At 69.1% G+C, this 11,707-nt stretch carries 11 protein-coding genes; 6 read left to right on the forward strand and 5 right to left on the reverse strand.

Going from position 1 to position 11,707, the window contains the following annotated elements; all coding sequences use genetic code 11:
- Positions 1-143: 143 nt before the first annotated feature.
- On the reverse strand, positions 144-857 hold the full coding sequence (locus ACFWEJ_RS00335) for an SDR family oxidoreductase (RefSeq protein WP_377227208.1): 714 nt from the start codon (positions 855-857) through the stop codon (positions 144-146).
- Between the two features lie 34 nt (positions 858-891).
- Complete coding sequence (locus ACFWEJ_RS00340) at positions 892-1,971, reverse strand: alkene reductase (RefSeq protein WP_377227209.1); 1,080 nt, start codon at positions 1,969-1,971, stop codon at positions 892-894.
- A gap of 278 nt (positions 1,972-2,249) precedes the next feature.
- Here ACFWEJ_RS00340 and ACFWEJ_RS00345 point away from each other — a divergent pair, with 278 nt between their 5' ends.
- From ACFWEJ_RS00345 to ACFWEJ_RS00370, 6 genes are all read left to right on the forward strand, one after another.
- Entirely contained in the window at positions 2,250-3,101 is an 852-nt protein-coding gene (locus ACFWEJ_RS00345) for an alpha/beta fold hydrolase (protein ID WP_377227210.1), read from the forward strand.
- Positions 3,102-3,184: 83 nt separating this feature from the next.
- A complete protein-coding gene (locus tag ACFWEJ_RS00350; protein WP_377227211.1) occupies positions 3,185-4,180 on the forward strand; it encodes an NADP-dependent oxidoreductase in 996 nt (331 codons plus the stop codon).
- Between the two features lie 42 nt (positions 4,181-4,222).
- On the forward strand, positions 4,223-5,089 hold the full coding sequence (locus ACFWEJ_RS00355; protein ID WP_377227212.1) for an alpha/beta fold hydrolase: 867 nt from the start codon (positions 4,223-4,225) through the stop codon (positions 5,087-5,089).
- A 138-nt stretch (positions 5,090-5,227) separates the two neighbouring features.
- Complete coding sequence (locus ACFWEJ_RS00360) at positions 5,228-5,842, forward strand: TetR/AcrR family transcriptional regulator (protein ID WP_377227213.1); 615 nt, start codon at positions 5,228-5,230, stop codon at positions 5,840-5,842.
- Positions 5,843-6,382: 540 nt separating this feature from the next.
- Positions 6,383-6,955, forward strand: coding sequence for a TetR/AcrR family transcriptional regulator (locus ACFWEJ_RS00365; protein ID WP_377227214.1), 573 nt, complete (start codon positions 6,383-6,385; stop codon positions 6,953-6,955).
- Positions 6,956-6,992: 37 nt separating this feature from the next.
- Complete coding sequence (locus ACFWEJ_RS00370) at positions 6,993-8,513, forward strand: aldehyde dehydrogenase family protein (protein WP_377227215.1); 1,521 nt, start codon at positions 6,993-6,995, stop codon at positions 8,511-8,513.
- A gap of 220 nt (positions 8,514-8,733) precedes the next feature.
- Here ACFWEJ_RS00370 and ACFWEJ_RS00375 read toward each other — a convergent pair whose 3' ends face one another.
- From ACFWEJ_RS00375 to ACFWEJ_RS00385, 3 genes are read right to left on the reverse strand one after another with little or no spacing between them, the layout of a single operon-like run.
- On the reverse strand, positions 8,734-9,183 hold the full coding sequence (locus tag ACFWEJ_RS00375) for a roadblock/LC7 domain-containing protein (protein ID WP_377227216.1): 450 nt from the start codon (positions 9,181-9,183) through the stop codon (positions 8,734-8,736).
- A 36-nt stretch (positions 9,184-9,219) separates the two neighbouring features.
- A complete protein-coding gene (locus ACFWEJ_RS00380) occupies positions 9,220-10,062 on the reverse strand; it encodes an SDR family NAD(P)-dependent oxidoreductase (protein ID WP_377227217.1) in 843 nt (280 codons plus the stop codon).
- Positions 10,063-10,118: 56 nt separating this feature from the next.
- Positions 10,119-11,384, reverse strand: a complete 1,266-nt coding sequence (locus ACFWEJ_RS00385; RefSeq protein ID WP_377227218.1) for a P-loop NTPase fold protein — start codon at positions 11,382-11,384, stop codon at positions 10,119-10,121.
- Positions 11,385-11,707 lie beyond the last annotated feature (323 nt).

The raw sequence follows: 11,707 nt of genomic DNA on the forward strand, positions 1-11,707 counted from the left end.
CCGGGGTGGGTGCGGCCCCCGCGGTTTTGTTATCCCGCCCCCCCGGGCCCGGCTCGTGGGGCCCCGCCCCGGGTTTTGGCCTGGGGGGCCCCGCGCCCCGGGGTACCGGGCCCGCGGTCCCCCGGGTGCCCCCGCCAGGACCGCTAGGCCTGTGCAGTCGCCAGCTCGGGGTAGACGGCCTCGAGCGGGGCGCTGAGCCCGGCCTTCACCTGGACGGACGTGACGTCGGCAAGGACCTCGTACTGCCCCGCCTCGGTGGCGTCGAACACGACACGCACCAGGTCGGCCGGGTCGGTCTTGGGGTCGGTGGTGTGCGCGGCCATCGGGGTGTCGACCCAGCCGACGTGCACCCCGACGACGTGCACCCCTGCGGGTGCGAGCTCGAGGCGCAGGGAGTTGGTCACGGACCAGAGTGCGGCCTTGGTCGCGCTGTAGATGCCGGCGACGGCATACCAGCTCAGGGCGGAATGGACGTCGATGATCACCGCGCCCGGCTTCGCCGAGAGGAGCGGCGCGAACGCACGCGCCAGGAGCAGCGGGCCGACGAAGTTGGTCTCGACGCTGCGGCGGATCTCCTCGTCCGTGTGGGTGAGGATGCCCGCACTGGACACCGACGTACCGGCGTTGTTGATCAGGACGGTCACGTCGGAGGCCGCTTCGACCGCTGCCTGGATGGATCTTGCGTCGGTGACATCCAGGAGGAGCGGCACGATCCGCTCGTCGTCCCAGGTGCGGGGGTTTCGGGCGGTCGCGTAGACCTTGGCCGCGCCGAGGTCGAGGGCCTGCCGCACGAACTGGGTGCCGATTCCGCCGTTGGCTCCTGTGACCAGGACGACGGCTCCGTTGAGTGAAGGCATTGGCTTCTACTTTCCGAGGGATCTGGATGCGGGGTCAGGCGTGCGTGAGGGCTGGGTAGTCCGTGTATCCGGCCGCGCCGCCGCCGTACAGGGTGGCCGGGTCGAGCTCGTTCAGCGGCGCGTCGGTGCGCAGCCGCTCGACGACGTCGGGGTTGGCCAGGGCGAAGCGGCCCAGAGGCGCGATGTCGGCAAGCCCGGTGTCGATGTCGTCGGCGATCTGCTCACGGCCGCGCCCGTACCGGACCACGAGTACCGCCGTGGTCCACAGGTCGCGGAGGGAGCGCAGCAGGTCGTCGTCGCCGAGGTGGTGCACGTGCAGGTACGCCAGCCCCAGCGGGGCGAGCTCGCCGACCAGGTGCCGGTACTGCGCGCGGACGCTCTCCACGTCGCCCTCGTCGATCCCGCCCAGGGGGAAGGCGGGCGAGATCCGGATGCCGGTCCGGTCGGCGCCGATCTCGTCGGCCACCGCTCGGGCGACCTCGACCACGAACCGGGACCGGTTCTCCACCGATCCGCCGTACTGGTCGGTGCGGTGGTTCGCGTTCGGGGAGAGGAACTGGTGGAGCAGGTACCCGTTCGCGCCGTGGATCTCGACCCCGTCCGCGCCCGCGGCGATCGCGGACGCCGCCGCGTGCCGGAACTCGCCGATCACGGTCTGGATGTCCTCGACGGTCAGCTCGCGCGGCACCGGTGTCCTCTGCGGTCCGGTCGCGGTGAACATGTCCTGCTCGGCGGAGATGGCGGACGGTGCAACGGGCTGGCGGTGGTGCGGGGTGTTATCCGGGTGCGACATGCGGCCGACGTGCATCAGCTGGATGAACAGCGACCCGCCACCGGCGTGGATGGCGTCGGCGACCTTCCGCCACCCCTCGACGTGCTCGGGGGTGTAGATGCCGGGGGTGTTGAAGTAGCCCTGCCCGTCCTCCGAGGGCTGGACGCCCTCGGTGATGACCAGGCCGAGCCCGGCCCGCTGCCCGTAGTACTCGGCGGCCAGCTCGCCGGGCGTGCCGTCCGGGTTGGCCCGGTTGCGGGTCATCGGCGCCAGTGCGAGCCGGTGCGCGAGCTCCACGCGGCCGAGGGCGAACGGCTGCCAGAGGGAAGTTGACAAGGCCATGGGTACGAGTCCTTACGTCGATCGGTCTTGAGTGGCCGCCACTGCCGCGACGGTTGCAGCCCACGTGCAGTAGTGACTGCGCTCATAACTGAGCATAGTCATAATTTGTTCCCGCCGGCGACCGGGCAGGTCAGGCGAGGAGATCCTCGCCGGCAACCCCCGCTCCCCGGCGCTCGATCGGCGAGCGCCCCACACGCCCCCTTGACAAGTTTTTCTGAGCGTGCTCATTATTGACCATGCTCACATGAGCCGGGCTGGACGAGAACCAGGAGAACGACATGCCGCAGCAAGGGACGGCCCAGAGCTACGCGGACGCTCCGACGAGGACGGTCGCGGCGGGCGACGCCGTGTTCGCTTACCGGGAGCTCGGCCCGCAGACCGAGATCCCGCTGATACTGCTGACGCACCTCGGGGCGAACCTCGACGGCTGGGACCCGCGCATCGTCGACGGACTGGCACGCGACCGCAGCGTGATCGCCGTCGACTACCGCGGTGTGGGTGGCTCCAGCGGACGCGTGCGCACCTCGGTCGAGGAGATGGCCGGCGACGTCGTGGCCGTGATCCGGGCGCTCGGTCACGACCGCGTGGACATGTTCGGCCTGTCGATGGGCGGGATGGTCGCCCAGGCCGTCGCCGCGCAGGCGCCACGGCTCATCGACCGGCTCATCCTCGCGAGTGCGGGCCCCGCCGGTGGGCCCGGGCTGACCGCCATGACCGCCGTCATTGTCAGGACCGTGCTCCGCGCCGGACTCACCGTCAACGACCCGAAAACACTGCTCTTCTTCACCCGCACCACCGAGGGAGAGCACGCCGCCCGCACCTACCTCGCGCGGCTCAAGGAACGCACGACAGGACGCGACAGGCCGGTCGCTCCTGGCGTGTATCAGGCGCAGCTGGCCGCCGTACGCCAGTGGGGCATGCAGGAGCCCGCCGACCTGACGGCCTTCACCGGACCCGTGTTCATCGTGCACGGCGACAGCGACCGGATGGTGCCGCCCGCCAACGCCACGGCGCTGGCCCGGCGTCTGCCCGGCGCCGCCGTCACGGTCTACCCGAACTCCGGGCACGGCGTCGTCTTCCAGTACCACCGGGAGTTCGTCGCCGGAGCACGGGATTTCCTCCGCCGGTAGTCACCGCCGGCCCGTGGCCGCCTCAGACCGGACGACCAGACAAACCACCAGACCAAGTCACCAGAACGAGAAGGAAGAGCACCATGCGCGCGTTCGTCGTCCGCAAGTACAAAGGACCGATCCAGGAGGCAGACGTCCCGGAGCCCGTGGTCGGGGAGCACGACGTGCTCGTCCAGGTACAGGCCGCAGGGCTCAACATGCTCGACGAGAAGATCCGCGCGGGCGAGTTCAAACAGATTCTCCCGTACGAGCTGCCGCAGGTCCTGGGCAACGACGTCGCCGGAACCGTCATCGCGGTCGGCGGCAAGGTGCGGGGATTCGGGCTCGGCGACCAGGTGTACGCCCGGCCCGACAAGGAGCGCATCGGGACCTTCGCCGAGCGGATCGCCGTGGCCGAGACCGACCTGGCGCTCAGGCCGGCCTCGGTCAGCATCGAGGAGGCCGCGTCGCTCCCGCTGGTGGCCCTGACCGCATGGCAGGCACTCGTCGAGAGGGGCAATGTCCAGCCCGGTCAGCGGGTCCTGATCCACGCCGGCGCAGGCGGCGTGGGGACGATCGCGATCCAGCTTGCCAAGCACCTCGGCGCGACGGTCGCCACGACGGTCAGTGGCGGCAACGCCGACTTCGTCCGCGAGCTGGGTGCCGACCGCGTCATCGACTACCGCACCCAGGACTTCGAGCAGCTCCTGGACGGGTACGACCTCGTGCTGGACAGCCTCGGCGGCCAGAACCTGGAGAAGTCCCTGCGAGTACTGCGCCCCGGCGGCAAGGCGATCGGGATCGCCGGGCCGCCCGACCCCGCCTTTGCGAAAGAGGTGGGCCTGAACTCTGTACTGCGCCTCGCGATCGCGGGGATCAGCGGCAAGATCCGCAGGCAGGCCAAGCGCCTCGGCGTGACCTACGAGTTCCTCTTCATGCGCGCCAGCGGCGACCAGCTCCGCGAGATCACCGCCCTCGTCGACAGCGGCGCGCTGCGCCCCGTCGTCGGACGCGTCTTCGACTTCGGCCAGACCGTCCAGGCCGTGCAGTCCCTCGAGAGGGGCGGCATCCGCGGCAAGGCCGTCGTCACCAGAGCCTGAACGAGCCGCTCACCCATCACGATCCAAGAACAGGGGAACATCATGTCCACCAACGAAAGCTCGAACGAACCCGTCGTCACGTCCTACGCGCAGGCACCGGCCCGCACCGTCACCGCGGGCGACGTCAGCTACGCGTACCGGGAGCTCGGACCGATGGGCGGGATCCCCGTCGTCTTCTTCGTGCACCTCGCCGCGACCCTGGACAACTGGGACCCCCGGATCGTCGACGCCGTCGCGCAGAGCCGCCACGTCATCACCTTCGACAACCGGGGCGTGGGCGCCTCCACCGGCAGCGTCCCCGACGACGTCGAGGCGATGGCCGACGACGCCCACACGTTCATATCGGCGCTCGGCTTCGACACGATCGACGTGTTCGCCTTCTCCCTGGGCGGCATGGTCGCGCAGGACCTGGTGGTCAAGCACCCCGAGCTCGTCCGCAGGCTCGTCCTGACCGGCACCGGGCCCCGAGGCGGCAAGGACATCGACAAGGTCGTGGCCACCACCTACTGGGACATCCTGCGCGCGACGCTGACCCGGTCGGACCCGAAGGAGTTTCTGTTCTTCAACCGCAATGCCACCGGCAAGCCCGCGGCGAAGGCGTTCGTCAAGCGCCTGCAGGAACGCACCGTCGACCGTGACGAGGGCATGTCACTGAAGGGATTCCGCACCCAGCTCAAGGCGATCCGGAAGTACGGGCGCTCAGCCCCCTCGGACCTGTCTACGATCACCCAGCCGACCCTGATCGCCAACGGCGACAACGATCGCATGGTGCCCTCCGTGCTCTCCGAGGACCTGCACCGCCGCATCAAGGACTCCACGCTCATCATCTACCCGGACTCCGGGCACGGCGGCATCTTCCAGTACCACCAGAAGTTCGCCCCTGTCGCCGCCGAGTTCCTCGCCGGCTGACCCGGCCACCGACCGACTCACCGGGAGCGGGCCGGTCGACGCGTTCTAGCCGAAGCTGCGGGGCACCGGGGCGCCTCGGGTCGCCATGGGAGAATGAGCGCCGAGCGCCAGCCAGACCAGCAACGAAGGAGGGCAGCAATGCCACTCGCCTCCGGGTCGCCGTCCGCGTCCCTCAGCCGGCGCGAGCGGAACAAGCAGCAGAAGCTCGAACGCATCGTGGCCGCCGCCACCGAACTCTTCGCCGAGCGCGGCATGGACGACGTCACCACCCAGGAGATCGCCGACAAGGCCGACATCGGAGCGGGCACGCTGTTCCTCTACGCCAGAACCAAGGGCGAGCTCCTGCTGCTCGTGCAGAACTCCGCGTACGCCGAGGCCCTCGCCCAGGGTCGGCAGGCGGCCGAGAACGTGACGGATCCGCTGGACGCGGTGATGGCTGTCGTGCGGCCGGTCGTGGAGTGCAACCGCAAGCAGGTCGACAACGGGCGGACCTATCTGCGCGAGATGGTCTTCGGCGACCCGGCCGAGCCACACCACCGCGAAGCCCTCGGCCTGAGCGCGCAGACCGAGGAGGCGATCGCCGCCGTCCTGCAGCGCGACGGACGCCTCCCCGCGCACGACGCCGCGGCACGAGCGCGGATCGTCTCAGCGATCATGTTCCTGAGCATGGCCGTGTCCTTCAACGCCGCCATGCCGGTCGACGACGTCGTGCGCGAGATCCGGGACCAGGTACGGCTGCTCCTGCCGGAGTGACGTCATCGCTCGCGGTGAGCGGGACAGCTTCCACGGCGGGGCAAGCTCCACGAGCAGCGCGCCGGCGCCCGACGCCGGGATCAGAAGTTCCAAGTTCTCGCCTGACGGCCCGTCCATGCCGGTGTAGCGACTTAGAAGCTCGCCACAAGCATGGGGAACGCCGGGCGGGAGCCACATGGAGCGGGTCGTGCAAAGAGGCGCTCGCCCGATCTGGTGTTCGCCGTGGAAGCGCATGAGGACATCTCCGTCGTCCGAAGCCCACACATGGCCTACCCATTGAAGATCTTGCACAGCTGGTCGGGTCGTCCCAGCCGTCCGACCGCAGAACTTCGCTGGGACGAACCGGCGCAGGAGCGAGAGCCGGACCGGATCCTTCCGGACATGACCGTGCAGGAGCCCAGTTCGTCCGCCCGAAGGCGGTGTGCCGGCCCAGTCGTCACGCTCGTCCTGGCTCAGTTCGTCGCTCGACTGGCACGTGACCTTCTGCACCGCATAAACCGATCAGTTTCCGCTCTGGTTCTGCGTGACTAGACTCACCGTATGACCACCACGGAGGCGAAGGCGGGCCCTCGAGAGCGCCTGCTGGAGGCGGCAGCGTTACTGACCTACCGTGAAGGCATCAGTGTTGGCATCCAGGCGCTGTGCCAGGAGGCGGGAGTGTCGAAGCGCTCCATGTACCAGCTCTTCGACAGCAAGGACGAGCTGCTGGCGGCGAGCCTGGAGCAGGGCGCGCCCGCCTACACGGTGTGGCTCCTGCCAACCGCGGACGACGACCGGTCGCCGCGTGAGCGAATCCTGCACGTCTTCGGTCGGCTGGAGTCGCAGTCGGCCACTCCCGGCTACCACGGCTGCCAGTACCTGGCCGTCCAGATCGAGCTCAAGGACCCCACCCATCCTGCCAGCCGGGTGGCGCGCGGCGTGAAGGACGGCCTGGCCAGGTTCTTCCGTGCCGAGGCCGAGCGGGGCGGGGCGAGCGATCCCGACCTGCTGTCCCGGCAGCTCATGCTGATCTTCGACGGTGCCAGCGCTCGTGCCGGGATCGGCGTCGATGACCTGACAGGGCTCGTCTCCCCCACGGTAGGCAGCCTCCTGGATTCCGCAGGCGTGCACTGACGCCGCAGACGACAGAGCACGAGCAAGGGACAACCGGATGACCATCGCCGCATTGACCAGCCTCACCGAAGGCACCGTCATCCCCTTCGGCGGAGACCGGTACACGACGGTACCGGCCGAGCTCGCTGCGGCTTTCCGCGCGGGTGACCAGCTTCACGTGATCCAGTCGACCGGGGCCCTGCTGCACGTCCCGGAGGCTGTGCGTACGGCCGTGGCGGCCCAGGTCGACGCGGCGGTTGATGCGTTCACGCGGCTACGGTCCACGAAGCCCGGCGCGGTCCACGACTTCTACAGCGCGTTCGCTGGTGCCCTGGCTGACGACGCCGTGTGGGACCAGATCCAGGCCGCCAACGCCGAGGACGTGGCCCGCGCGGAGCGGCTCGGCCGCTCGACGACCAGGCTGCGCGTCTCGGAGCGGATGCGCCACGACATGATCACCGGCTTGCACGGCTGGGCGGAGCAGCAGGCAGCCCGCCCCGAGGACGGTTCCGCCGACCTGGTCGAGCAGGTGGCGCACGACGGCTGGTCCGTCGAGATCGTCTCCGCACCGCTCGGGGTGATCGGTTTCGTCTTCGAGGGCCGCCCCAACGTCTTCGCTGACGCCGCCGGCGTGCTGGCCACAGGCAATACCGCGGTGCTGCGCATCGGCGGCGACGCGCTCGCGACGGCTCAGGCGATCGACCGGCGAGCCCTGCGCCCGGCCCTGCATTCTGCGGGCCTGCCCGAGGGCGCCATCACCCTTGTTCCCGTGCGTGACCGGGCGGCCGGCTGGGCTCTGTTCAGCGATTCTCGGATCGCGCTGGCCGTGGTGCGCGGCTCGGGTGCCGCGGTGACCCAGCTCGGCAGCGTCGCCCGCCAGAGCGGGACCCCCGTCAGCGCGCACGGCACCGGCGGCGCGTGGCTGGTCGCCGACCATGGCGCGGATGCCGGGCGGTTTGCCGACGTCGTGCAACACTCCCTGGACCGGAAGGTGTGCAACACCCTCAATGTCGCGGTCGTCGTGCACGACCGCGCGGACGAGCTCGTGCCGCTCCTGCTGCAGGCCGTAGACCAGGCCGCTGCCGCCCGAGGCGGCGTCGCCAGGCTGCACGTGGCCAGGGGCAGCGAGCAGTGGGTGCCGCCAGTCGAGTTCGAGCGCCGCATCCTGGTTCGGCGGCCCGAGGGTCCGTACGACGAACCCCGGGCGAGCCTCCTGCCGCTCGACGAGCTCGGCACCGAATGGGAGTGGGAGGACACGCCGGAGCTGAGCCTCGTCGTGGTCGACGACATCGACGAGGCAGTCACGCTGTTCAACACATACAGTCCCCAGTTCGTGGCGTCCCTCGTCTCGGCGGACCCCGTCGCGCATGCCCGGTTCCGCGACCTGGTCAACGCCCCGTTCGTGGGCGACGGGTTCACCCGCTGGGTCGATGGCCAGTACGCACTGGCACGACCGGAGCTGGGACTGTCGAACTGGGAAGACGGGCGGCTGCTGGGTCGCGCCGGCGTGCTCACCGGGTCCGACCTCACGACCCGGCGCATGTTCGCCCGTCACGACAGCTCCGACCAGCACCGCTGACCGACGCCATCATGGCTCGCCCACGGACGGACCTTCCGGGCACACGCGACCAGCCCCCTCACGATCCTCGACACGGGCCGTATCCTGCGGGCGCAGCAGTCCGACCTACTCGTCAACGCCGTCCTGAGCCTCGGTCAAACCGCCACCGCCACGCTCTGAGCCAACAGGGCTGGGACCCCTCGCCACACCGTGGATCCCAACCCTGTCCTCCGCGAACGTGTCAGTGCCGCGCGGGACCCCGCACGTGTCCGTCGGCGGGCAGGTTGCCGCGCATCTCGGAGATCAGCTGCGGGGTGAGGGTGGCCTCGGTGCGAGAGACAAGGAGGGCCATCTCGTAGCCGACGAGGCCGATGTCACACGTGGCCTCCGCGACGACACCGAGCACGGACCCGTTGGAGACGCTCATCAGGAAGAGGAACCCGTTGTCCATCTCGATGATCGTCTGACGGACATTGCCGCCGTTGAGCTGACGCGACGCTCCGCGGGTCAGGCTCGACATGCCGGAGACGATCGCGGCGAGCTGGTCGCCGCTGGTGCGGTCGAGCTGGTCGGACATCGCCATGAGCAGGCCGTCAGCCGACACCACGAGCGTGTGCCGGCTGCCCGGGACCGTGCGCACGAAGTTGTCGAGCAGCCAACCGAAATTAGTTGCCTCGGTACTGAGTGTCACTCTTTGCTCCTCTGGTGCCCGTTGCCCATACAGGGGCTAGCCGGGCAGCTGGTTGTACTTCCGGACGGGGGCGTCAAACATGTGCGGGGCACGGATCTGAGCCGGGGCGACGCGGCTCAGCGCCAGCGCCTCGAGGCGACCTCCCGGTATCGCCGCGGCATACCGCGGCCGCGGGTCAGGCGTGGTCGCTGCGGTCACAACAGCTCTCGCGATGAGAGCCAGGGGCCTATCGGCCTGAAGGCTGGCCGCCCCTTGTTCTGTGATGCGCCGTCTCTTGCCCTCCAGCGGGCGTGCGTCGTCCGTCGCGCAGGTCACCGCCGTCGTGCGTCCCAGCCGGGAGCCGTCACCGCTCGCCCCGGGCACGACGACGAGCACGCGCACGCCGTCCTGCCGGACCTCGTGGTCCACCGCCGTCGAATACCCTTCGACCAGTTGCCGGGACGCTCGCTCAGCGGCCAGGTACGGCCCGTCGACCAAGCCAGCGATCGAGGGGAGGTTGATGATGCGGCCGCTGCGCTGAGAGCGCATGAACGGCAGGACAGCCTGTGTCATACGGACCAGGCTCAAGAGGTTGCTGTCGAGGTCGCACTGCGCCCGCGCGCCCGAACTCAGCGGACGCTCCGAGCCAACGACGGCCGTGTTGACCAGGACGTCAATCCACCCGAAACGCTCCACCACCCGCTCGACCAGCGTGGTGATCGACGCCCCCTTGGTCACGTCGAGGCCATCGACGCCGACATCGCCCCCAGGGTCGACGACCGCCCCACCGCGGTCGGCGCCCACCACGTCGAACCCAGCAGCGACGAGGGCGCGCGAGACCGCTTGGCCGATGCCTGACGACGCACACGACACCAGAGCGACGCGGCGACGCGCTGCCATCTGAGCTCCTCGCCCGTTGATCCGATCGACTGCCGCCAACCGTAAACTGATCGGTTTCAGATGACAAGCCCGGTGTCGTTGACGATTCGGGCTCGCTGCCCGATGCCGCCCAGTCCATCGCGCGGCGAGCAGGCTCGGAAGGGACACGTTGTCCCCTCGAACGCCTCTTCCCTGGTCACGCCAGTACCCCATTCGCTGCCCGAGCATGATCGGGACTGCTGCACGGATAGGTGGCAGGTCAACCTGTCACCTATCCGTGCAGCAGTCCCGGCTGGCTGATCTCGCATGGTGCGGCCGATGTGGCGCAGCAGGTCGGTGGCGTCGCTGGTGCCGAGTTTTTCGAGCTCGTCATCGGTAACGGACGCACGCTGGCGAGTGGACTCCGAGAGGAGGTTGGCAGCGATGTCACGCAGCCGCTCCGGCAAGCTGTCGTCGATCAGAGTGATGCCGGCGAAGGTCGCGGCAAGGGTCAGATACGGCGACAGGTCAAGTCCGCGCAGCGAGGGCGCGAGCTTTGCCCATCGCACCATGGCCTGCGAGAACTGCCCAGACACAGCCACCGCATCCGTAGTGCTCGACGTTGCGCGGGCGGCTCGACGCCCGCGCTCCATTGGCTCGGTGTCCGCTCCTGCCGCGTCGCTGGACCTGTCATGCCCTTCCACGGGCGTCTCCACGGGTGCTGGCCTGCCGGCCTCGTCCTCGAGCCGGCCTAGCTGATCGCGCATCTCGCCTTTGGCGAACCAGCCGAGCAGCAGCTTGAACTCTGGCTTCATCAATGCTTCGAGGGTCATGAGTTTCGCGACCACCGCCGCGTCCAGGCTGATGCCGCGCCGCGAGGCCACAGACTGGCGGACGTGGAGGTCGTTGAGGAAGCGCTTGATGTAGCGCGGATTTCCCCCGAGCTTCTCGTAAAGCAGAGGTGTGAGACGGGTTGCGAACGCCAGTTCGTCGTCCATGGCGAGGCCAGCGATCACACCGATGTCATCGACGGAGCCGCCCTCGCGGCGCACTTGGGCGCAGCGGCCGATGAGCGTCGCGAGCTGCGGCGCGGTGGCGGTGGCTTCTAGCTGGAGAAGCAGCAGGTAGGCCTGGGTATCGAAGTGGCTGAGCGCAGGTAGCGGGATCGTGGTCTGCACGATCTTGTGCAGATAGAGGGTGGCGGGGTCCTGCTGATCGTCGTCGCTCTCCTCCGGGCGACCGGTCGCCTTGAAGCGCGTCCGGATCCGCGAGCAGACCACCCAGAAGAGGCAGGAGATCGACAACCTTGTCGGCATCCTCGCGAGCGGAGTCACATCCGAGGCGATCACTGCCTCGCTCGTCACGAAGGAGGCGGAGCTCAAAGCACTCGAAGTTCGCCTGGCGGCCGCCCAGGTCCCGGTCGAGGCGGTCGATCTCAATCAACTCACCAAAGACCTGCAGATCGTGGGCGGCTCCCTTAAGGTGCTGAACCGCGCCACAGACACAGAACGCCGAGACCTCTACGAGGCACTCGGCGTCCAGATCGACTTCGACGCCACAGCGTCAAGAGTCGTTCTCAGCGTGTCATCCCTGGTCACGCCAGAGAAAAAGTGTCCGGAGGGGGACTTGGCAGGTATCGTCCCGCCCTTACCTGATTGCAAGGGCGGCGTGACCTGCGAAGACGCGG

This window comes from Promicromonospora sp. NPDC060204 (assembly GCF_042728455.1).
Classification (GTDB): domain Bacteria; phylum Actinomycetota; class Actinomycetes; order Actinomycetales; family Cellulomonadaceae; genus Promicromonospora.